Below are 22,717 nucleotides of genomic sequence, written 5' to 3' on the forward strand. Positions count from 1 at the left end.
GCGCCGAGCCACTTCTCACGAAAATCACATCCGGATTTCTGAGAAATTGGTGGTTCATGCGCACTTTGAATCTGGGCATCCTCGCCCATGTGGATGCAGGCAAGACTAGCCTTACCGAAAGACTGCTTTTCCACGCTGGCGTCATCGACAAGCTCGGTAGCGTCGATAGCGGCGATACGCAGACGGACAATCTCGAACTCGAGCGGCAACGCGGCATCACGATCAGGGCCGCGGTGGTGTCGTTTAAGATCGGCGACAGGACCGTCAATCTGATCGATACGCCAGGCCATCCCGATTTCATCGCCGAAGTCGAGCGCGTGCTGGGATTGCTGGATGCCGCGGTCGTCGTCGTCTCGGCGGTCGAAGGCGTGCAGGCGCAGACGCGCGTGCTGGTGCGGGCGCTGCGGCGGCTCGGCGTGCCCTTCGCATTCTTCGTCAACAAGGTCGACCGGCTCGGCGCCCGGTATCAGGAGGTGATGGAGGCGCTTGCCGCGCAGCTCTCGGTCCGGCCGGTCGCCATGTCTTCGGTCGTTAATGCCGGCACCAAGCTCGCCTCGGTCGAGGCGTTGGCAATAGGTCGTGAGCCGCTTTTTTCCGCGCTTTGCGAGGCGCTCGGGGAAAACGACGAGGCATTGCTTGATGACTATGTGCTCGCTCCCGATCGGCTGACCGAGGAAAGGCTCGGGACGTCCCTGGCAGATCAGATGGCGCGGGGCCTGATACATCCCGTCTTCGCAGGCGCTGCGATGACCGGCGCCGGCATCTCAGCCCTGGCATCGGCCATCCCAACGATCTTGCCCGGGCGACACCCCGACCCGGATGGTCCGGTCGCCGGCAAGATCTTCAAGATCGAGCGCGGTTGGGGCGGCGAAAAGCTCGCTTATCTCTACTTGAGCTCCGGCACGGTGCGGCTGCGGCAATATCTGGATCTGCCGAAAGGCCCGGAGAGAGTGACCGCGATCCGGCTCTTCGAGGAAGGCCGTAGCCACGGTGTCGAGAGCTTCCGCGCCGGGCAGATCGCATGCGTCAGCGGCCTAATCGGCGGTCGGATCGGCGATGCGGTAGGCGACGATCCGGGCGCCGGCGGAAGGGCTCACTTCGCGCCACCGACGCTCGAAACCCGCGTCCTTGCCCGCCGGCCATCTGAGAAGGCGGCGCTGTGGCTGGCGCTGAACCAGATGGCCGAACAGGATCCCCTGATCAATCTGCGCCGGAACGAAGACACCGACGAGGTCTTCGTATCGCTCTATGGTGAGGTACAGAAAGAGGTTGTCCAGTCGACCCTGCTGGCGGATTACGGCATCGAGGCCAGCTTCGAGGAAAGCACAGTCATTCTGGTCGAGAGGCCTGTGGGAATTGGGACCGGTCTGCAGGCTCTTTTCAAGGAGCCCAATCCGTTTCTCGCCACCGTCGGCCTGCGGGTCGAGCCGCGTCCTCCGGGGGCGGGCAACAGCTTTGCGCTCGAAGTGGATGTCGGCCAGATGCCCGCCGCCTTTTACCGGGCGGTCGAGGAAACCGTGTTCGAAACGCTGAAGCAGGGTATGTCAGGCTGGCAGGTCGTCGATTGCCACGTGGCGATGACGGCGGCCCGGCACAGCTCGCCAGCAAGCACTGCCGCAGATTTCCGGCAGCTGACGCCCTGGGTGCTGGCAACGGCGCTTTCGAACGCGCAGACGGTGCTTTGCGAACCGGTCGACCGCTTTCATCTCGAAACGCCGGCGGAGAGCTTGAGCGCCGTGCTCACCCTGCTTGCGAGATCAGCCGCGACAACGTCGGATTCGGTGATCGCCGAGGGCGTTGCGCGGTCCGAAGGCACCATGACGTCTCAGATGGTAAGAAGCGTCCAGCAGCAGTTGCCGGGGTTGACGGGCGGGACGGGGGTGATGGAAACCGCTTTCGATCACTATGCGCCGACCGCTGGCCCGCCGCGCCTGCGCCGGCGCTCGGGGCCTGATCCATTCAACCCTGTCGAATATCTGTTGCGCCTGCGCGGGAATGTCTAAGTCGCGCTCGATTGGGGAACATGGCCCTTCCCCGCCTATTATTATCTCAGAGCCCGGAGGCTTCCATGCCCGATATCAATACGTTTCTCACCTTTTATGTTGCCGTTCTGGCCATTCAGCTGTCGCCGGGGCCGGACATGATGCTTGTCATCGGGCGAGGTGTCGGGCAGGGCCGGCGCACCGCTCTTCTGAACGCGGTTGGCATCACGCTCCTTGCCGGGGCGATCCAGATCTTGTTGCTGATCCTGGGCGTAGCCTCGCTGCTTCAAGCCTCGCCGCTTGCTTTCGACATTCTGCGCTGGGCGGGAGCCGTCTATCTGGTCTGGCTGGGCGTCAAGCTCCTTTGCGGAGCGGGGCGGCATGGCGACGGCGCACGGGCTGCGGCGCAGTCCGTCTCGACCGCGGCGGCGCTTCGCGAGGGCACGATCAACAATCTGACCAATCCGAAGGCGCTCGTCTTTCTCTTCGCCTTTCTTCCGCAATTCGTGAACCCTGAGAGTTCCTGGCCGGTGGCGGTGCAGCTTCTTGTTCTCGGGGCGGTGACCAAGCTTTCGAACTTCGTCATCCTCGGCGCCGTCGCATTCGGCGCGGGCGCGTTCGGCGGCTGGCTCTCGCGCCGGCCGATGCTGATCGTTTGGCAGGAGCGGTTCGCCGGTATCGTTATGATCCTCCTCGGTCTTCGCCTTGCCTTTTCAGGGGATGCCCGCCCCGTCCGATAACTGCCATCTTCCATAAAAACAGCCGTCGAAGTCGAGCTTTCCACGACTTCGGCGGCTGCGGCATTTCACATCAGGGCGGCTGCCTGAGCAGCCGCCTTCCATTTCCTCACGCCGCCAGCGAGGCGATGTCGATGACGAAGCGGTAGCGGACGTCGCTCTTCAGGACGCGTTCATAGGCTTCGTTGACCTGGTCGATGTTGATCTTCTCGATCTCGGAGACGATGTTGTGCCTGCCGCAGAAATCGAGCATTTCCTGGGTTTCTTTGATCGAGCCGATCATCGAACCGGAGATGCTCTTGCGGCCGGGAATGATCGAGAAGGCGTGCACAGGGATCGGGTTTTCGGGCGCGCCGACGACGACGAAGGAGCCGTCCACCTTGAGAAGGCCGAGATAGGCGTTCCAGTCGATTTCGGCGCTGACAGTGCAGATGATCAGGTCAAAGGTACCGGCGAGCTTGGTGAAGGTTTCCGGGTCGTTGGTGGCGTAATATTCCTTGGCGCCGAGCTTCAGACCGTCTTCCTTCTTGGAAAGGGTCTGGGAGAGAACGGTGATGTCGGCGCCCATCGCCGAACCCAGCTTGACGCCCATGTGCCCGAGGCCGCCCATGCCGACGATCGCGACCTTCTTGCCGGGACCGGCGTTCCAGTGGCGCAGCGGCGAATAGAGCGTGATGCCGGCGCAGAGCAGCGGTGCGGAGGCGTCGAGCGGAAGGTTGTCCGGGATGGACATGACGTAGCCTTCCTTGACAACGATCGAGTCGGAATAGCCGCCCTGGGTGCGCGTCTTGCCGTCGGCTTCGAAGTCGTTGTAGGTGCCACAGAGGCCCGGCATATACTGTTCGCGGTCGAGATCGCGCTCGGCGCAGCCGACGCAGGAATCGACGAAGCAGCCGACGCCGACACGGTCGCCGACCTTGAACTTGGTGACGGCGGAGCCGACGGCCGAGACAATGCCGGCGATCTCATGGCCCGGTACGATCGGATAGACGGCGTTCTTCCACTCGTTGCGGACGGTGTGAATATCAGAATGGCAGATGCCGGCGAACTTGATGTCGATGACGACGTCGTCGGGTCTGGGGTCGCGGCGCTCGAAGGTAAAAGGGGTCAGCGGTTTGGAAGCATCGGTCGCGGCATAGCCTCTTGCGATAGGCATGGGAACCATCCTTTTTCGGTTGTGGGGTGGGGTTGAGCGGGATGGCGCACTATTGCCCGGAACGCGGCGAGGGCGTTAGAGTGATCCTCTCAGCTTTTTGCACGATCCTGCAAAAGTGGGGTGCCTGCCTGTTTGAGAAATGTTCCAGACACTCTAAATGACGGCAGTAACGACGGCGTCGAATAGTTGACAGAAAGAGTTGCCGCATGACCTTGCCTTTCAGCCCCTATCAGGAGATCGTCGGCCTCGCGATGCGCTTTGCGCCCAGCGACGGCGAGTTCTCGACCCCTATCGGCAATCTTCATATCAGCCGCAGGTCGAAGCCCAGCGATCCCTTGCACAGCAGCTACCGACCCTGCTTCGCCTTCGTGCTGCAGGGGGCCAAAAGCCTGCAGCTCGGCACGGAAATGATCAGCTACGGCACCGGCGATTATCTCTTGACCTCGCTCGATCTGCCGGTCGCCTGGCGGGTTACGGAGGCAAGTCCCGAGGTGCCGCATCTCTGTCTCGGGATGGCGATTGATTCCGAAAAGCTGCTGGAGCTGCTCAGCCGCATCGATGTTCCGCGCCCGGCCTCCCATACCGACGGGCAGCGCGGAATGGTGGTGAGCGTCGCGCCGCCGGAACTCATGGATGCCGCCGTCCGCCTGCTGCGCTTGCTCGATCGTCCAGGCGACATTCCCGCCATGGCGCCGCTGATTGAACAGGAAATCCTTTACCGGGTGCTGACCGGGCCGCATGGAGCCCGGCTGATCAACATCGCCACGGCAGACAGCCACAGCAACCGGATTGCGCGCGCCGTCGCCTGGCTGAAGGAGAATTTTGCGCGGCCGCTGCGCATCGAGGATCTGGCCGAACGCGTCAATATGAGCGTGTCGTCCTTCCATCACCACTTCAAGTCGGTGACGGCGATGACACCCGTCCAGTATCAGAAGCAACTTCGCCTGCACGAGGCGCGCCGGCTGATGCTGGTCGACCGGCTCGATGCCGGCACTGCCGGCCATCGCGTCGGCTATCAAAGTCCCTCGCAATTCAGCCGCGAATACAGCCGCCTCTACGGCGCTTCGCCGGCCCGCGATATCGACGGCGTGCGCGAGATGGTGGCAGCGGAATAGACGCCGGTGGCTGCAGCCAAAGCGCGGTATTAAAGGATGCTTGACGTTTCCCGGCTAGGCTGGCGCCATCAAACAAACAGGCACCGCCGTCCGCATGACGCAAGCACCGTTTCTTTCCATCGTCGCGCCTTGTCACAACGAGGAAGAGGGTCTGCGTGAATTCTGCCGCCGTGCGGCCGCGGCTGCTCGGAGCGTCGCCGGCGATGCATTCGAGATTATCCTCGTCGATGACGGCTCTTACGACGGCACCTGGGAGATCATCTCGGAACTGGGGACAAAAGTGCCGCAGGTGCTCGGCGTTCGCCTCCTGCGCAACCACGGCCATCAGCTGGCGTCGACGGCGGGCCTTTCCGCTTCGCGAGGCGAGCGCGTTCTCCTGATCGACGCCGATCTTCAGGACCCGCCCGAGCTGCTTTTGATGATGATGCCGATCATGGAGCGCGGCGCCGACGTCGTCTACGGCCAGCGCACGCGCCGCGAAGGCGAAACCTGGTTCAAGCTCGCGACTGCTTCGCTGTTCTATCGCGCGCTTTCCAGGCTCGCTTCCGTGACCATTCCGCGCGACACTGGTGATTTCCGGCTGATGCGCCGGCGCGTCGTCGATATCCTGCTGGCGATGCCGGAGCGCGATCGCTTTATCCGCGGCATGGTGAGCTGGATCGGCGGCCGGCAAGTGGCTCTGCCTTATGAGCGGGACGCGCGCTTTGCAGGCTCGACGAAATATCCGCTGCGCAAGATGATCAATTTCGCGCTGGATGCGATCACCAGCTTTTCGACGACGCCGCTACGCATCGCCACATGGCTCGGCATGATCAGCGCCGGCATGGCGATGGCGCTGCTCGTCTATACTTTCGTTCGCTGGCTGCAGGGCGAGACGGTCACCGGCTGGTCGTCCATCATGGCCGCCGTTAGCGCGTTCAGCGCCATCCAGCTGATCTGCATCGGCATCATCGGGGAATATCTCGGCCGTCTCGTCCAGGAGAGCAAGAGGCGGCCGATGTTCATGATCGAAACGATCCTGCGGGGCAGCGAACACGCCGAGCTACCGGCCGCTTTTTCGGAGATGAGCGCCGGCGACAAGCGCGCTGCGCTGGATGCGCTCCTGGCATCTGGCGAGCCGCCGCGCCCGCAAAAGAACGGCCGGATCGGATAATGGACCGGATCGCCACGTCCGACGCGGTCGCAGCCAGGTCCGATGCATCGACGGTCAGGCAGGATTCCACCATTGCGATCGTCCTATTCGTCGCATTTGCGGCGGCTCTGGTCATGTTGTTTCCTTTTCCGCCGATCCTCGATTACGCCAATCATTACGCCCGCATTTGGCTGCTTTCCGGCGGCATCGGCGAGCGGCCTTTTCCCGAGATCTATGCGGTTGACTGGAACCGCACCTTCACCAATGTCGGCATCGACCTGCTGGCCCTCTGGTTGGGGCCGCTCGTCGGGGCAGACAGGTTGGCGCGGGTTCTGCTTTTCCTAGCGATCGTGTTGCCGCCGCTCGGTGCGATCGGGTTGCACCGCGCGCTGTTCGGCGGCCGGCACTATTGGCAGATCGCCATGCTGTCGCTTGCCTGGTGCGCCACGATGGTCGGCGGCTTCATCAATTTCCAGATCGGCCTCGGCATGGCCTTGTTCTTCGCGTGCATCGACCTGCGGCTGCAGGGTGGAAATCCAGTCTGGATTTTTGCCTGGCGGCTCGCCGCCGCACTGCTGCTGACGGTGATGCACATCTTCTCGCTCGGCTTCTATATCGCGATCGTCTGCGGCCTCGAATTTTCCTGGCGCATCGACATATTGCGATCGAAGGCGGGGTTGGCGAGGCTCACCGGCCGTCTGGCGCTGGCGATCAGTGCCTGTACCCTGCCGCCACTCGCTTTGTACCTCCGCACTGCTGCCTTGCCGGATGCCGGCGGGAGCAGCCTTGGACTTGCCTGGAACGATGGCCTCATCCTGATCCTGATAAACCTTGTCTCCGCCATCACGACCTATGTTCCGTTGGTGGACGTCGTGCTGATTCTGCCGCTGATCTTTATCTGCACGCGGGCCGCACGTGCGGGGGACATGCAGGTGCATGCGGGGCTCGCTGTTACCGCCTGCGGATTGTTGCTTCTTTCCTGTATTTCGCCGCGACACGCTCTCGGCACCGGCTGGATCAGCTGGCGCTTTCCGATCATGACGGCGCTCGTCGCCATGGCGATGGTGTGCCCGTTTGCCAATTTGACACGCCGGCAGGCGCTGTCGCTGGCGCTGATCATCAATCTCGCGGTGTTCGGCCGAGCCGGCTGGCTCGGCTGGAATTGGTGGCTGGCGCAGAAAGATGTCGCGGCTGTCGAGGCTGTGCTGAAAAAGCTGCCTGCCGGCGCTGCCGTGCTGCCTCTGGGGCATGAACCGGAGGCTGCCAGCAGCCTTGCCCATTCCAATCGGCACTTTGCCTGGGGATTGGATACCTTCCGGCATCTGCCGACGCTCGCCGTGCCCTTGTCGCATGCTTTCGTGCCGACGCTCTTCACGGCAAAGGGCAAACAGCCGCTTTCCGTCCTGGCGCCGTGGTCGGAAATCGCGGTTCCCGAGGGCAATCTGGTGTCGATCGGCGTACTTTCATGCCCGGCAATGATACGGCAGTATGAGGGCTTTACGCCCTATCTTTCGGATTGGCGCAGGCGTTTCGATTTCATCCTCGTCGCCAATGCCGATATCCCTGACCGCTACGTCGGCAGCTCGATGCCGGCGGGACTGACGCTTGTCGAGGATGCCGGTTTCGCCAAGCTTTATGCGATCGATAAGATAATGCCGGCGGAACCTCTCTCGATCCCGGCCGGTTGCGCCAGAGCGTCTTAGACTAGGCTACCGATGCCGTGCATGTTCGGCTCTACGAACTGCCGCTCGTCCTGAGCTCGCCAGCAAGCTGTTGTGCTTGCCGTGCCGTGTCTTCATCGCAAATCAACACGTTGCCGAGACCGGACAGCAGCACGGCCGCGATTGCCTGCGCCTTGTTCAGGCCGCCTGACGCAAAGACGACATTGGGAATGGCGCGCAGGGCTTCCAGCTCGGGAGCGATCGCGCATCTGTTGATCGCATGTTCGATCGGCCGCCCTGTCTTGTCGATGAACTGGCCGAGAACATCGCCGCAGGCACCGGCTGCGAGCAATTCCTCGATGTTGATGTTGCGTGGCAAGCCGTAGCGCATCAGCAGCGAACGCTCGGTCATGTCGCCGATGCTGAGCACGATGACGTCATTGGTCTCGATCTGTCGAAAGGCCGATTCAAAAACATCCTGCTGGATGATTGCCGTCCGCGATTCCGGGCTGCCGGCATAGATCGGTGCAGCAAGATAGGAGCATTCCGCATTGAGCTGGCGGGCAAGGTCGCTTGCAATGTCAAAGGTATTGATTTCGATGCCGTGCGTCAGCCCGCCCATGACCGAATTGACGCAGATATCAGGCCGTCTGAGCGAAGGCATATGCCGCACCATTTCGCGGAGGGTCGCTCCCCACCCGACGCCAACGCCGTGGATATTGCCGGCGTTCAGCAACTGGACGAGATAATCGGCCGCCGCCTGGCCGAGCAGGACGGGAATGAGCTCTTCGTCCTCCGGTGTCGGTACGATGATCGCGCGATTTAGAGAGAATTCCGCCGCCAGCTGCTGCTCCAGGGCGACGCATGAGGTCAGCCGGGAATTGAGGGTGATCGTCACAAGGCCGGATCGGCGAGCCTCGGCGATGATCTTGTTGACGCGAAGCCTGTTGGTCGAAAGCGCTTCTGCGATTTCGCCCTGCGTGCGTCCCTCCATGTAATAGAGCCAGACCACGCGCACCTGCATCTGCTCGTCCGAGAGCGCTACGGGCGCGGAAGAAGCACTTCTGTTCTGTGACATGCGATAATCTGCGCCTCCGCTTCGACGCCATGGATCTCAAATCCCCGGAGCTTGTCAATCGCAGGCGCCCGTCGTCAGCCGCTTCACCTGTAAGTCGGTTCTCCGGCCGGTCGACTTGTTGAAGGGATGCAAGGCTTCCATGCCTACATGACACGAAATGCGGTCGTTTTCCCGCAGATGTCGATCAGTAGGCACGCTCGCGACGATGCGCTTCCGGCTTTCGTGGATGCGCAGATGCACGTTGTTCTCATCGCCGACGGTTTCGATCAATTCGACATGGGCATCGAACCGGAGATCATGCGCCGATCCGGCGCCGAGGTTGATCGAACCGGGTCTGATGCCGACGAGATCCGTGTCTCTCGGAAGGGCGATTTCGCAGGGGCCGAGTTCATCCAGTTCGATCAGGTTCATCGGCGGAGAACCGATGAAGCCGGCAACGAAGACGGTTTCGGGACGGCGATACACCTCGATCGGTGTCCCGATCTGCTCGATTCGGCCGCCGTTCATGACGACAAGCCTGTCGGCGAGCGTCATCGCCTCGAGCTGGTCGTGCGTCACATAGAGGCTGGTCGTCTTGAGCTGCCGCTGCAACCTCCGAATTTCGACGCGCATTTGCACGCGAAGCTTCGCATCCAGATTGGACAAGGGTTCGTCGAAGAGGAAGGCGGCGGGATCGCGGACGATAGCGCGGCCCATGGCGACGCGTTGGCGCTGTCCGCCTGAGAGCTGACGGGGGCGTCGCTCGAGAAATTCGCCGATTTCCAGAATGTCGGCGGCGTCAGCGATCCGCCGGTCGATCTCGTGGCGAGGAACGTGGCGGTTCTTGAGTCCGTATTCGAGATTCTGCCGAACGGTCATGTGAGGATAGAGCGCGTAGTTCTGGAAGACCATCGCGATGTTGCGGTCGGCCGGATCGACCTGGCCAACGTCATTGCCTGAAATCCTGAGGTGCCCGGAGCTTATGGCTTCGAGGCCCGCAATCATCCGCAGCAAGGTCGATTTTCCGCATCCTGATGGGCCGACCAGCACAATCATTTCGCCGTCCGCGACAGTCAGATTGATGCCTTTCACTGCCGGAACCGGTCCGTAGTTCTTCTTCAGGTCGATCAGTTCGATAGCCGCCATGGTATCCTTCCTCCGAGGTCGTCATACATTTGTAACACGCTATTGACATTTGTAACAAGTGACCCCAACCTTGTTTTATCGCCGCTCTGGGAGGGGTTGACCGGCGCTCCACGCACCGGTCGGCGAACAAAGGCAATGGAGAGGAAAACGAAATGACGGCAATGTCTTTAATAGGATCCCGTTTCGGACGGACAATCCGGTCATTCGCGGCGGGCGCTGCACTGGTGGGGCTCGGGCTGACGAATGCAGGCCACGCCAGCGCCGCCGATCGCGTCAAGATCGAATGGTGGAATGCGGCAGGCGGCCGCTTGGCCGAAATCACCACCCAGCTGATTAAGGACTTCAACGCCTCGCAGGACAAATACGAGGTCGTCGGCATCGGCAAAGGCAATTACGAGGAGACCATGGCGGCGATGGTGGCCGCCTACCGCGTCCATCAACAGCCGGTTCTGATCCAGGCCGCCGAGCGCGGGTTCCTCACCATGTACAATTCCGGCGCCATCATTCCAGTGCCGCAGCTGATGGAGAAGGAAGGCTACAAGGTCGACTGGAATGATTTCGTCGCGCCGGTCGCGGGCTTCTATCTGGTCGACGGCAAGCCGGCGGCGATGCCCTTCAACAGCTCAACGCCGATCTTCTGGTACAATGCCGATCACTTCAAGGCAGCCGGCTTCGACAAGCCGGGCGAGACCTGGCAGGAGCTCGACAGGCAACTGCGCGCTATCAAGGAGAAAGGTGTCTCGAAGTGCCAGATGGCGCTTGCGAACGACTTCTACTGGAGCCTGATCGAGAACTACGCGGCGATCCAGGACCAGCCTTACGGTACCAAGGCGAATGGCTTCGGCGGCCTCGACACCGAATTCATCTTCAACAAGAGCCCATTGGTGGTCGGTCAGGTGACACGCCTCAAGACGTGGATGGACGCCGGCATCCTGCAGATCGCCGGGCAGGGGCTCTCGCCAGACCAGCTGTTCACCTCTGGAACCTGCTCGACTTATGTGGCCTCCACCGCGGCGCACGCCGCCGTCGAGAGCGGCGCGAAATTCAATTGGAGCGCAACGTTCCTGCCGCATGAGGAAGGCATCGAGCCGAAAAACAGCACCATTGGCGGCGGGGCCCTCTGGGTTCTCAAAGGCAAGTCGGAAGAAGAATATGCCGGCGCGGCGGCCTTCCTGAACTTCGTCGCCTCACCGAAGACGCAGGTCTGGTGGAGCAAGCAGACAGGCTATGTCCCGGTGACGAACACAGCCTATGAGCAGGCCAAGTCCGAGGGCTACTTCAAGGACCACCCGACCCGCGAGATCGCCATTCTCCAGCTCACGCGCGGTACCCCGACAGACAATTCGCGCGGCTTCCGCTTCGGCAATCATAACCAGTCGATGGCGCTTCTGGTGGAAGAGATCCAGGGCGTCTGGACCGGCCAGAAGACCCCGCAGCAGGCACTGGATGCGGCGGCGGCGCGCGGAAACCAGATCCTTCGCCAGTATGAGCAGCTTCATGCAGCAAAGTAGAACCTTGGGAAGGATGGAAGGCGCCGCCCGGCGCCTTCGCATCCCCGATCTTCTGTCGACGGGCCGCTCGGTCGCGCAGCCGTCGGAAGCCGGATTAAAGTCCGCCCACTTCAACAGACCGTGGCTTGCCTTCGGCCTGGTTGCGCCGCAGCTGCTGATCCTCCTGTTCTTCTTTTTCATACCTTCTTACAAGGCGCTGTCGCTGGCCTTCGTTCAGGTCGATCCGTTCGGCGGGACACAAATTTTCGTCGGGCTCGCAAATTTTTACAATCTGTTCGCAAGCCCGGAATATCGCGCCAGCGCGCTGTTCACGCTCTGGTTCACCGTTGCACAGAACGGCGCGACCCTTCTGCTTGCCGGGCTGTTTGCCTTCGCGACCGATTTTGTGATTAGGGGCAGGGGGATCTACAAGAGCATCATCCTCCTTCCCTATGCGATCGCGCCGGTCATATCAGGGGTTATCTGGGCCTTCCTGTTCAATCCGGCGGTGGGACCGATCGCGCAGTTCCTGCACGGACTCGGCTTTCAATGGGATCCGAACCGGCGTCCTTTCGATGCGCAGCTTCTGGTGACGATCGCCTCGGTCTGGAAGAACGTCTGTTACGACTACATCTTTCTTGTCGCCGCACTGCTGGCCGTGCCTGTCTCGCTTCTGGAGGCGGCAAAGCTCGACGGTGCAAGACCCGTCCGGCGCTTTTTCACGATTTCGCTTCCGCTGATTTCGCCGACGGTCTTCTTCCTCGTGGTAATGAACTTCGTCTACGGGCTGTTTGAAACCTTCGGCATCATCGATGCCGTCACGCGTGGCGGCCCGGCGGGAGCGACGAACAGCCTGGTCTACAAGGTCTACCAGGACGGCTTCGTGCAACTGGATCTCGGCTCGTCCGCCGCCCAATCCGTGCTGTTGATGCTGATCGCCATCCTCTTCACCATCGTCCAGTTCCGCGCGCTCGAGCGCAAGGTCAATTACCAGGTGTAGTCATGCCCGAACGTCATCTCGGTCTTTCGATCTTTTGTCATGCCGTGCTGCTGATCGGCGCGATCTTCGTTTGCCTGCCCCTCTACTTCGCGTTCGTCGCGGGGTCGCTGACCTTGCAGGAAGTTCAGCAGGCGCCGTTCCCGGTGACGCCGGGTGAGCATTTTTTGGAGAACCTGGCGGCCGCCTGGCAGCAAGGGGAGTTCTCCCAACTGTTCCTGAATTCGATCATCGTCACCGCCGGCATCGTCATCGGCAAGCTTGCGATCTCGCTGATTGCCGCGTTCGGCGTGACCTATTTCCGTTTCCCGTTTCGCATGACGGCGTTCTGGCTGATCTTCGTGTCGCTGATGCTTCCGGTCGAGGTCCGCATCATCCCGACTTATGAGGCGGTCGCCGATGCCGCCGGCCCGATCCGCTGGCTGGCCGGGACGATCGGCCTTGCCGGTATCCTCGAACAGCTGACGGGATACAGCATCGAAGCCTCGTTGAAATGGAACATGGTCAACAGCTATGCCGGCCTGATCCTGCCGCTGATCGCCTCTGCCTCGGCGACCTTTCTGTTCCGGCAGTTCTTCCTGACCGTTCCCGACGAGCTTTGCGAGGCGGCCAAGCTCGACGGCGCCGGTCCGCTGAAATTCTTCAAGGATATCCTTCTTCCGCTGTCGAGCGCCAACATTGCGGCCCTGTCGATCATCCTGTTTCTCTACGGCTGGAACCAGTATTTGTGGCCGCTGCTCTTCACCACCGACAAGGAGATGGGAACGGCGGTGCTCGGGCTGAAGCAACTCGTTCCCGTCTCGGACTCCGCACCTGCCTGGAACATTGCGATGAGCGCGGCGCTTCTCGTTATGCTTCCGCCTGCGGCAGTCATTCTCTTCATGCAGCGCTGGTTCACCAAAGGACTGGTGGACTCCGGAAAGTAACACGCCGAATCTCAAGGATATCAAGACGATGGTGCTTATCATCGGCCACCGCGGTGGCCGCAATCTCTGGCCCGAGAACAGTCTTTCGGGTTTCCGTAACCTTGCGCAAATGCCGGTCGATGGCGTGGAATTCGACGTCCACCTGACACGATCGGGAGAAATGCTCGTCATACACGACCCGACGCTCGATCGCACGACCAATGCGCAAGGCCCGGTCGCCGACCTTAGTTCCGGAAAACATCGCGAAGTCCGGCTCAAGGAGAGCGGCGGGGAGACGATTCCGACTCTGGACGAGGTACTTGCCGTCTTCAAGGACACCACGCTCGAGCTTCATATCGAACTGAAGACCCATGCTGGAACGCCTTATGAAGGGCTTGCCGCCAAAGCCTTTGACGCTATCAACCGGCTTGAGCTGGCGGAGCGCTCGATCCTGACAAGCTTTCATCCCGACGTTCTTGCCGACATTCGCAAGGCCGCTCCCGGAATTCGCGCCTTATCCTCCTTCGATGCCAATTCGGCCGAGCGCCTCGGCCTGACCAGCGGTCTCAGCCTGATGAAGCAATGTTCGGATATCATCGCCGTCGAAATGTCTCTTCTTCAGGCGCAATGGGAAGAGATCACCCGGCTTGTTCCGCTCGACCGCCTCGGCGCATGGGTTCCGAACGAAATCAGCGACCTCGAATACTGGCTTGCGAAGCCGATCCGGCAGATCACCACGGACCGGCCGGATCTCGCCTTGCAGGCGCGGAGATGAGACATGCTCACTAGTGGTGTCGATTATCCCGGTATAACGGGGGCCATGAGTAGCATCGATCTGGTGATCTTCGATTGCGACGGCGTGCTGATCGACAGCGAACCGATCGCCAGCCGCACGCTGGCGGAGACGCTGCAAGGCGCCGGCATTGCGATCACCGCGGCGGAGGCGCATGCCAAATTCACCGGCAATTCGGAAAGCATCATCGCCGAGATGTGCCGACGCGAATATGGAATCATCGATGTCGCCGCGCTGTTTGAGGCATGGCATCGTCATCTGTTCGAGGAATTTGCCCGCTCGCTGACGCCGATCCCCGGCATTTCCGAGGTCGTCAAGAGCCTCGACCGTCCGAAATGCGTCGCATCGAACAGCACGATGCGGCGGCTGCGCAACAGCCTCGGCAAACTCGATCTCTGGAGTGCCTTCGCCGAAGGCGTCTTCAGCGCCGAATTCGTATCCCGGCCGAAGCCGGCGCCTGATCTGCTGCTGCATTGCGCCGAGCGTTTTCGAGCCCGGCCGGCCAGATGCGTCATGATCGACGACAGCGTCCACGGCGTGGCGGCGGCAATCGCCGCAGGCATGACGGCCATCGGATTCGTCGATCCGGCCGATCCGAGGCCCGGCCGCCGCGCGGTCCTCGATGCCGCCGGCGCTGCCGCGGTGGCGACAGGAGCAGGGGAGCTCACCGCCATTCTGGAACATGTCGGAGGGATGCTGTGATGGCCCCCGGGGTGGAGGGCGCGCTCAGCGCCCAGTCTCCTTGCTATGTCGCCGCAGGCGCGTAATGTCAGCCTCCCTGGAGGCGTGGATCGTTCCAGACAACAGACTTTGAAATTCGACCGTAGCTGCTAATCAATCCGATCTTTGACGATCCGAAAACGAGAGATCATGAGCGACACATCTCATACCTCAGAGACCGGCGCTAAATATGTCATCGGCGTCGATGTCGGCACCGGCAGCGCCCGGGCCGGCCTGTTCGATATGGCCGGCAGCATGCTGGCCTCCGCTAAGCGGAATATAAGCCTGTTTCATGAAGCCGGCTCCATGGTCGAGCAATCGAGCACCGAAATCTGGAGCGCCGTTTGCGCGGCAGTGCGAGAGGCGGTTGCCGCAGCCGGCGTCGATCCGGCTTCAGTGGTCGGGCTCGGTTTCGACGCCACCTGCTCGCTCGTCGTCCTCGGCGAAGGCGGCAAGCCGCTTCCCGTCGGGCCTTCGGAAGATCCGGAACGCGATATTATCGTCTGGATGGACCATCGTGCTGTCCCGCAGGCGGAGCGCATCAATGCGTTTGGCCATGACGTGCTGCGTTATGTCGGCGGCCGTATTTCGCCCGAAATGGAAACACCCAAACTTCTCTGGCTGAAAGAAAACCGCCCCCAGGTTTTCGATGCTGCCTGGCAGTTTTTCGATCTTGCGGATTTCCTCACCTGGCGGGCAACCGGCGATCTGTCGCGCTCGACCTGCACGGTCACCTGCAAATGGACCTATCTCGCTCATGAGAAGCGGTGGGACAGCGGTTATTTCCATCAGATCGGTCTCGGCGTGCTGGCGGAGGAAGGGTTTGCCCGCATCGGCAAAGTCATTGTCGAGCCCGGTTCGGCGCTCGGCCAGGGGCTGAGCACGGCTGCGGCGGAGGAACTCGGGCTGACGCCCGGAACTGCCGTGGCAGCCGGGCTGATCGATGCTCATGCGGGCGGTGTCGGAACCGTCGGCGCCGATCCGCGAGCCAACCTTGCCTATGTCTTCGGGACCTCTTCCTGCACGATGACATCGACGACAGAACCGTCTTTCGTGCCCGGTGTCTGGGGGCCCTATTATTCGGCAATGGTGCCTGGCCTCTGGCTGAACGAGGGAGGCCAGAGCGCCGCCGGTGCGGCGATCGACCATCTCCTCTCCTTCCATCCCGCGGCCAGCGAGGCGAGGGAGCTTTCGAACAGCGCCGGCGTTGCGCTGCCGGTCCTGCTTGCCGACATGGCCACCGACAAGGCGGGCCGTTCTTCCGACGCCGTCAGGCTGGCGGCCGGGCTGCATGTCGTTCCCGAATTTCTCGGCAACCGCGCGCCCTTTGCCGATCCGCATGCCCGGGCTGTTATCGCCGGTCTCGGCATGGAGCGGGATCTCGACGGCCTGGTCTCGCTCTACGTCGCGGGGCTTTGCGGCATCGGCTACGGCCTCAGGCAGATCATCGAAACACAGGCCGAGGCGGGCGTCACCGTCGACAACATCGTCATCAGCGGCGGCGCCGGCCAGCACGATTTCGTCCGCCAAGTGCTCGCCGATGCGAGTGGCAAGCCAGTGGTGGCGACGAAGGCCGAGGAGCCGGTATTGCTGGGAGCGGCCATTCTCGGCGCTGTCGCCGGCCGGCAATTTGCCGATGTTGGCGAGGCAATGAGCGAGCTCACCAAGGTGGAAAAGCGTTTTCAGCCGTCAGAGGGCGAGATTTCAGATCTTCACCGCAAGCGTTACGAAGCGTTCAAGGAGCTTCAGACTTTGGCGCGCAAGCTTCGCAGCGATGGCTGACAGCGCTGCGCGACAAATGCCGCCGACTAGTTATTGATGGCGATGATCGCCCAATGGCTTTCCTCGCAGGCGTTGTCGTCGCAGACTGCACCCATCCAGACCGCGCCATTTGCAAGCATGACTCCTTCGCTGCTGACGAAGAGATCCTCATATTGCTGGCGCCCGACAGCGCGACGGGTCTCCGGCATCACCAGATCGTCGAAATTCTCGATGAAATCCTCGGCGTTTTCGACATTATAGGTTTCGCCATCTGCCTTTACGCTCAGGGGATATTCGGCAAGGCCTGCGATGGTCTCGGCATCGCCGGTTCGCATCGCCTGGACGAGCTGGCGCAGCGGCCGGTCGAAGCCGGCGGCATCGGCGTGCAATTCCTCGATGCGGTTATAGACTTCACTATCCGACTGCGCGGCGGCGCGACCGGTGAAGGGCGTCGTTGCCAGGAGCATCGCTCCGGCTAGGAGAAGAGCAGCAGGTAGACGCGACATAAAAGGCTCCCGGCAAATGACATTATGCAGCATTATGGAATCTCAATCAGGTGTCCGCCTATCCAATTCTGGTGTGCCACCGGCCTTTCCCGTATAAAAATCTGCCGGGCCTGCTTGACGGCCTGATCGGATTGCCGCATAAAGGTTGCGAACCGTACCGTACGGTACGTATATGGGAGCCATGACCGTGTCCGTCGATATTGCTGAGCCGAGCGAATTTTCGTCGCGCCAGAACGCCGTTCTGGAGCAGGCACTGCGTCTGCTCGTTGATGGCGGCGAGAAGGCGCTGACGACCTCGGGTGTTGCGCGCGCCGCCAATTGCTCGAAGGAAAGCCTCTACAAGTGGTTCGGCGATCGCGACGGCTTATTGTCGGCGATGATCGCCTATCAGGCGAGCAAGGTGCGCACATTCGAGCGCAACGGCGAACGGCTTACGGCGACGAGCCTGCACGACCATGTCGTCATCTTCGCCCGCGATCTGCTGGAAGTGCTCGCCGGCGACGTCTCGCTGGCGCTGAACCGGCTGGCGATCGGCCAATCCCACCGCGACGGCTCGAAGCTCGGCAAGCTCCTGCTCGAACGCGGCCGCCGCCAGATTGACCGGCGCGCCATGGCGCTGATCGATGCCGGCAAGAGGGCAGGGCTCCTGCGCTTTGCCGATGCCGACGAAGCCTATCACACGCTTTACGGCCTTGTCGTTTCCGACCTGCATGTGCGCATGCTGCTCGGCGAACCGGGCCTCAAGGATACCGCACGCCAGGCGGAGAGGGCGGTGACCGCCTTCCTCCGGCTTTACGGCACGGAGAAGGTTCTGGCGGAGATGCCGGCTCTCGGCTGATTTCGCCTTAATGACAGTCAACAGGACAAGCACAAGGGAAGGAACTTCAAATGCGCGTCTATTACGATCGTGATGCCGATCTCAACCTCATCAAGGCCAAGAAGGTCGCCGTCATCGGCTACGGCTCGCAGGGCCGCGCCCATGCGCTGAACCTGAAGGACAGCGGCGCCCAGAACGTCGCCATCGCGCTCAAGGCCGGTTCGCCCACCGTCAAGAAGGCCGAGGCCGATGGCTTCAAGGTCATGACCGTCGCCGAAGCCGCCGGATGGGCCGACCTGATGATGATGGCGACGCCGGACGAACTCCAGGCCGACATCTACAAGTCAGACATCGCTCCGAACATCCGCGACGGCGCTGCCATCGCTTTCGCCCACGGTCTCAACGTTCACTTCGGCCTGATCGAGCCGAAGGCTTCCGTCGACGTCGTCATGATCGCCCCGAAGGGCCCAGGCCACACGGTTCGCGGCGAATACCAGAAGGGCGGCGGCGTTCCCTGCCTCGTTGCCGTTCATCAGAACGCCTCCGGCAACGCCCTTGAACTCGCGCTCTCCTACGCCTGCGGCGTCGGCGGCGGCCGTTCGGGTATTATCGAAACCAATTTCCGCGAAGAGTGCGAAACCGACCTCTTCGGCGAACAGGTCGTTCTCTGCGGCGGCCTCGTCGAGCTCATCCGCGCCGGTTTCGAAACCCTGGTTGAAGCTGGTTACGCGCCTGAAATGGCCTATTTCGAGTGCCTGCACGAAGTGAAGCTGATCGTCGACTTGATCTATGAAGGCGGCATCGCCAACATGAACTACTCGATCTCCAACACGGCCGAGTGGGGCGAATACGTCACCGGCCCGCGCATCATCACCGAAGAAACCAAGGCTGAGATGAAGCGCGTGCTTAAGGACATCCAGACCGGCAAGTTCACCTCCGAATGGATGCAGGAATACCGGTCGGGTGCGGCCCGCTTTAAGGGCATCCGCCGCAACAACGACAGCCATCAGATCGAGGAAGTCGGCGCCAAGCTGCGCGGGATGATGCCCTGGATCGGCAAGAACAAGCTGGTCGACAAATCGGTCAACTAAGCTGTTTCAGCGAAGCAAAACGGAAAGGCCGGAGTAAAAGCTCCAGCCTCCAGACTGCAGATAACCCCCGGCTGAGCTGGGGGTTATCTGATTCATTGCGACATACTGAAGAAAGCTGCTCCCGAACCAAGAGGCGAGCTGCGGTTTGTTGGGAACGGAACTGGAGTTGGTCGGTTAGTGGAATCTATTCGATCTGCTTCAGGGACCAGATGTCTAAGGCCGGAATTCTTACCTTTCATCGCTGCATAAATTATGGCTCCTATTGGCAGGCACGCTGTCTGGCCGAAGGCCTCGCGTCCATGGGAGTAGAAGCCGTTCTTCTCGAACACATGTCTGATCGCGTGAACCGCGCGGAATGGCAATGCGCGCTGAAACCGCTGCTTCCTGCCGCAACGCCGAAGGAAGACTACCCGCTCTACAAAGCGAAGATCCGGAAATTCTTTCAATCGTTTGCGAGCTTGCCTCTTTCATCGCCGTTTCCCTTGGAGAATCCAGCCGCGATGGACGACTATTCGCTCATCGTCGTCGGCAGCGACGAGGTGTGGAACCTTCGCCATCCCTGGTATGGCGGGTATCCGGTGTTTTATGGAGAAGGCCTGCGATGCGGGCGTCTTGTCTCCTATGCCGCGACGTTTGGAAGTCTGACATCGTCGGAGCGACTGGAGGGGTGGGCGGAAAAGCTGCGAAAGTTCTCTCATATTTCCGTCCGGGACCTCCATTCGGAGCGGATCATCCGCGAGACATTGGGAATAGAGCCCGAACTCGTTCTCGACCCCTGCCTGCAATTTCCGCAGACGATGAAGGCGAGCCGGGATGACGGGGAGGCGGCAGCCTATATAGCCGTCTACGGCCACAGTTTTCCCACATGGTTTCAGGATACCGTGCGCCGGTGGGCAGGAGACCGGGACTATCCGCTTATCAGCATCGGCTATCGGAACGACTGGGCCGATGAGCAATGGATTGATGCCGGCCCGGAGGACTTCGCCAGCTTTATTTCCGAAGCAAAGGCTGTCGTGACGAACTTCTTTCATGGATGCGTGTTCTCGCTTGTCAACGAGAAGCCGTTTGCATGCGTCCTCTCCGATTACCGTTCCAACAAGATTCGCGATCTAACGCGGCTCGTCCGAGCTGAAGATCATGTTCTGACCGAAGATACGACTTCCACGCATCTGGATGGCATCCTCGGCAATCCCCTTCCTATGGGCATTTCGCAGCGGATATCTTCGCTGCGCGACACATCCAACGCCTATCTCAGCCATGCCTTGCAATAGCTCCGGTCAAAAGAATCGGCTCGCGCCGGGCATCGCTCCCAAGGATATTGCAGGCTCCGGCTGCTGCATCGGCTGCGGCTCCTGTGTCGCAAGGTCAACGCGACCTGATGTGCACATGGAACTCGACCGGTACGGGCAGATGAAGCCGGCAGGCCCGAAGACATGGTTGCAGGCCCGTGATGAAGATTTTGCGCGAATTTGCCCGTTTTCGCCGGTGGCCCGGGACGAGGATGAATTGGCGGCTGAATGTTTTGCCGGTGCGAAAAACCGAAACGCTCTGCTGGGTCGTTACGAGGTTGCCTTTGTCGGCCATGTCGAGGAAGGGGAATACCGTTCGAACGGCAGCTCCGGCGGCATGGTCACCTGGGTGGCAGCGGAATTGCTGCGCCTGGGGCTTGTTGACGGTGTTGCTCACGTTAAGGAGAGCGATGATCCGCAATCGGAACGGCGCCTGTTTCATTATTCGCTGTCACGTGATCTGCAGGAACTTCAGGCGGGCGCTAAATCTCGATATTATCCGGTCGAACTTTCCGGAGTACTTCAGTCCATTCGCGAGGCGCCGGGCCGGTATGCCGTGGTTGGGATTCCTTGTTTCATCAAGGCGGTGCGACTGGCCTGTGCCGATGACCCAGTATTGAAGGAGCGAATTGCCTTCACGCTTGGGCTGTTTTGTGGCCACATGAAAAGCGCGCGAATGGCCGAGAGCTTCGCATGGCAGATGGGGCAGAACATCGGGAAGGTTAAACGGCTCGACTACAGGAAGAAAACCCAGGATCGGCCTGCGAATTGGTATCGGGCTGAGCTGACACTCGAAAACGGCGAGACGTGCGCCCAGGACTGGTGGCATCTGGTCGATGGGGACTGGGGTGCGGGTTTCTTTCAGAACTCCGCCTGCAATTTCTGCGACGACGTCGTGGCAGAAACCGCAGATATCGCTTTCGGGGATGCCTGGAAGGAGCCCTACTCCTCTGATGGGAGAGGAACGAACGTGGTGATCGTCCGCTCAACAGCACTTCTAGATGTGATCCATGCGGGGATTGCTGAGAAGAGGATCGCACTGTCTTACGTCGATTCCGACTTTGTCGTAGCCACCCAGGCCGCCGGATTCCGCCAGCGTCGCGAGGGTCTCGCATTCCGGCTGAGCTGGCCTCGCATGGGCATGCGCCCGCGAAAACGCGTCCGTCCCGGCAGACATGGCTTGTCCCGGCAGCGCATGGCGGTTTACATCATGCGCTATTGGATCAGCTTCTTGAGTCATCGCGTCTTTTCGATCGCCGTTTTCTTGCAAAGCCCCAGACTTTACATTCTGTGGGCTCGTGCTGCCTTGGCATGCTATCAGGGGGTAGCCTATTCCCGAGGACCGATCGGCAGGATAGCGCAGAGCCTGGGTTTAGCCGGCTCCGAGGGACGCACGTGATTCAAGCCCCAGCAGCCGGGCTGCTGACTTGGCAACGCGCGACACATATCCGCTGTCCTGGCGTGGCGCGTAACGTTGTACCATTTCTTCGCAGAACCCGGCGAATTCTTCGGGCACCAGGGGCGCGCTGGTATGGTGCGGCGCGATACCTCTATGCTCCGGCGTGAAGCAGAATGTCACCGTTACGTCGAAATCTTCGAGAGCCTGCATCTGTCGGTCGAACCAATCGAGGGCATTGGGCCGGAATCGGTCCGCCCAGGAAAGCCCGGTGCGCACAGATTTCACGCCCAGCCGCCTCATCCAGGCAGCAGCCTCATCCAGCCGCGGGTCTTCGAAGTGAAACCATTGGACCAGGCCGAAATCCGGCGTGTGTTTGGCAAACTCCTCAAGCGCCGGTTTGGGCGTTCCGTCTTCGCGCAGAATGCCCATATAGTAGTGCCGATAGTAGGAGGAGCCTTCGGCTTCGCGATGACGCGTTGTTGCCTCCCATGATCGAGGGAGGTCGTAGAGGCTGTACCATTGGCAGCGCTCGACTTTGCCCTTGAGCAACTCGGCAGTTCGTTGCAGGCCCCACAATTGCACTTCCTCCGCACCGAAGGTCGAGACGCCCACTTCGCTGACCCAGATCGGCAGATCGGTGACGGCGCGTATTTCGTTGATTTTCTCCGGCCACTCGTGAATTTGCCAGAGATTCCAGTCGAGGGGAAAACCATGCAGCGCGACGGCATCGAGGTGATCGAGCACGCCGTAATTCTTCATGCGGCTGATGAAGAAGGGGTCGATTGGAGATATTCCGCCGAGCACCTTCGTCAGTTCCGGATTCTTGGCTGCGATGGCATCGGCCGCCAGGATTGCCATTTGCGCAAACAGGCTCCATTCAGGATCGATCTCCGGATCCCAGTGCGATTTGTTGTTCGGCTCGTTCCAGATCATCGTGGCTTCGATCATTTGACTTCCCCGGGC

General features: G+C 61.0%; 20 protein-coding genes. 15 read left to right on the forward strand and 5 right to left on the reverse strand.

Annotated features, from left to right (window positions below; genetic code table 11):
* Positions 1-56: 56 nt before the first annotated feature.
* A complete protein-coding gene (locus PH551_RS01725; protein WP_285191604.1) occupies positions 57-2,003 on the forward strand; it encodes an elongation factor G in 1,947 nt (648 codons plus the stop codon).
* A 65-nt stretch (positions 2,004-2,068) separates the two neighbouring features.
* A complete protein-coding gene (locus tag PH551_RS01730; protein ID WP_285191605.1) occupies positions 2,069-2,722 on the forward strand; it encodes a LysE family translocator in 654 nt (217 codons plus the stop codon).
* 106 nt (positions 2,723-2,828) lie between these two features.
* Here the strand turns inward: PH551_RS01730 and PH551_RS01735 are convergent, their stop codons facing one another.
* On the reverse strand, positions 2,829-3,875 hold the full coding sequence (locus PH551_RS01735) for an NAD(P)-dependent alcohol dehydrogenase (protein WP_285191606.1): 1,047 nt from the start codon (positions 3,873-3,875) through the stop codon (positions 2,829-2,831).
* Positions 3,876-4,081: 206 nt separating this feature from the next.
* Between PH551_RS01735 and PH551_RS01740 the strand changes: the two genes are divergently transcribed.
* The 3 genes from PH551_RS01740 to PH551_RS01750 all read left to right on the forward strand — a co-directional run bounded on the left by PH551_RS01740 (position 4,082) and on the right by PH551_RS01750 (position 7,825).
* Positions 4,082-4,990 (forward strand): AraC family transcriptional regulator, encoded by a 909-nt coding sequence (locus tag PH551_RS01740; protein ID WP_285191607.1) that lies wholly within the window; start codon positions 4,082-4,084, stop codon positions 4,988-4,990.
* A 94-nt stretch (positions 4,991-5,084) separates the two neighbouring features.
* Positions 5,085-6,143, forward strand: coding sequence for a glycosyltransferase family 2 protein (locus tag PH551_RS01745; protein ID WP_285191608.1), 1,059 nt, complete (start codon positions 5,085-5,087; stop codon positions 6,141-6,143).
* Positions 6,143-7,825 (forward strand): hypothetical protein, encoded by a 1,683-nt coding sequence (locus PH551_RS01750; RefSeq protein ID WP_285191609.1) that lies wholly within the window; start codon positions 6,143-6,145, stop codon positions 7,823-7,825. The genes PH551_RS01745 and PH551_RS01750 overlap by 1 nt, the downstream gene beginning before the upstream one ends.
* Positions 7,826-7,856: 31 nt before the next feature.
* On the opposite strand, the gene PH551_RS01755 is transcribed toward PH551_RS01750, so the two are convergent.
* Entirely contained in the window at positions 7,857-8,861 is a 1,005-nt protein-coding gene (locus PH551_RS01755) for a sugar-binding transcriptional regulator (RefSeq protein WP_285191610.1), read from the reverse strand.
* A 54-nt stretch (positions 8,862-8,915) separates the two neighbouring features.
* Entirely contained in the window at positions 8,916-9,986 is a 1,071-nt protein-coding gene (locus tag PH551_RS01760; protein ID WP_285191611.1) for a sn-glycerol-3-phosphate import ATP-binding protein UgpC, read from the reverse strand.
* Positions 9,987-10,138: 152 nt separating this feature from the next.
* On the opposite strand from PH551_RS01760, the gene PH551_RS01765 reads away from it, so the two are divergent.
* The 6 genes from PH551_RS01765 (at position 10,139) to PH551_RS01790 (ending at position 16,673) form a co-directional block, all read left to right on the forward strand.
* Positions 10,139-11,497 (forward strand): extracellular solute-binding protein, encoded by a 1,359-nt coding sequence (locus PH551_RS01765; RefSeq protein ID WP_285191612.1) that lies wholly within the window; start codon positions 10,139-10,141, stop codon positions 11,495-11,497.
* Positions 11,498-11,510: 13 nt separating this feature from the next.
* Positions 11,511-12,476 (forward strand): ABC transporter permease subunit, encoded by a 966-nt coding sequence (locus PH551_RS01770; RefSeq protein WP_285191704.1) that lies wholly within the window; start codon positions 11,511-11,513, stop codon positions 12,474-12,476.
* 2 nt (positions 12,477-12,478) lie between these two features.
* Positions 12,479-13,399 (forward strand): ABC transporter permease subunit, encoded by a 921-nt coding sequence (locus PH551_RS01775; protein ID WP_285191613.1) that lies wholly within the window; start codon positions 12,479-12,481, stop codon positions 13,397-13,399.
* Between the two features lie 28 nt (positions 13,400-13,427).
* A complete protein-coding gene (locus tag PH551_RS01780) occupies positions 13,428-14,153 on the forward strand; it encodes a glycerophosphodiester phosphodiesterase family protein (protein ID WP_285191614.1) in 726 nt (241 codons plus the stop codon).
* Positions 14,154-14,156: 3 nt separating this feature from the next.
* Positions 14,157-14,873: an HAD family hydrolase gene (locus PH551_RS01785; protein WP_285191615.1), complete on the forward strand. Its 717-nt coding sequence runs from the start codon at positions 14,157-14,159 to the stop codon at positions 14,871-14,873.
* Between the two features lie 168 nt (positions 14,874-15,041).
* Positions 15,042-16,673, forward strand: coding sequence for an FGGY-family carbohydrate kinase (locus PH551_RS01790; protein WP_285191616.1), 1,632 nt, complete (start codon positions 15,042-15,044; stop codon positions 16,671-16,673).
* Positions 16,674-16,699: 26 nt separating this feature from the next.
* Here the strand turns inward: PH551_RS01790 and PH551_RS01795 are convergent, their stop codons facing one another.
* Positions 16,700-17,158 carry a hypothetical protein gene (locus tag PH551_RS01795; protein WP_285191617.1) on the reverse strand — a complete coding sequence of 153 codons (459 nt, stop codon included), beginning with the start codon at positions 17,156-17,158 and terminating at the stop codon, positions 16,700-16,702.
* Between the two features lie 172 nt (positions 17,159-17,330).
* On the opposite strand from PH551_RS01795, the gene PH551_RS01800 reads away from it, so the two are divergent.
* From PH551_RS01800 to PH551_RS01815, 4 genes are all read left to right on the forward strand, one after another.
* Positions 17,331-17,996, forward strand: a complete 666-nt coding sequence (locus PH551_RS01800; protein WP_285191618.1) for a TetR/AcrR family transcriptional regulator — start codon at positions 17,331-17,333, stop codon at positions 17,994-17,996.
* A gap of 50 nt (positions 17,997-18,046) precedes the next feature.
* The gene (gene ilvC, locus PH551_RS01805) at positions 18,047-19,066 is read left to right on the forward strand and encodes a ketol-acid reductoisomerase (RefSeq protein WP_138393227.1); all 1,020 of its coding nucleotides are present in this window, start codon (positions 18,047-18,049) and stop codon (positions 19,064-19,066) included.
* Positions 19,067-19,275: 209 nt separating this feature from the next.
* Positions 19,276-20,337 carry a polysaccharide pyruvyl transferase family protein gene (locus PH551_RS01810; RefSeq protein ID WP_350223840.1) on the forward strand — a complete coding sequence of 354 codons (1,062 nt, stop codon included), beginning with the start codon at positions 19,276-19,278 and terminating at the stop codon, positions 20,335-20,337.
* A gap of 115 nt (positions 20,338-20,452) precedes the next feature.
* Positions 20,453-21,754: a Coenzyme F420 hydrogenase/dehydrogenase, beta subunit C-terminal domain gene (locus PH551_RS01815; protein ID WP_285191620.1), complete on the forward strand. Its 1,302-nt coding sequence runs from the start codon at positions 20,453-20,455 to the stop codon at positions 21,752-21,754.
* Here the strand turns inward: PH551_RS01815 and PH551_RS01820 are convergent.
* Positions 21,728-22,702: a beta-xylosidase gene (locus tag PH551_RS01820; RefSeq protein WP_285191621.1), complete on the reverse strand. Its 975-nt coding sequence runs from the start codon at positions 22,700-22,702 to the stop codon at positions 21,728-21,730. The two genes, PH551_RS01815 and PH551_RS01820, sit on opposite strands and share 27 nt — an antisense overlap.
* Between the last annotated feature and the right edge of the window lie 15 nt (positions 22,703-22,717).

This window comes from Rhizobium atlanticum, from assembly GCF_030182485.1.
Classification (GTDB): Bacteria; Pseudomonadota; Alphaproteobacteria; order Rhizobiales; family Rhizobiaceae; genus Rhizobium.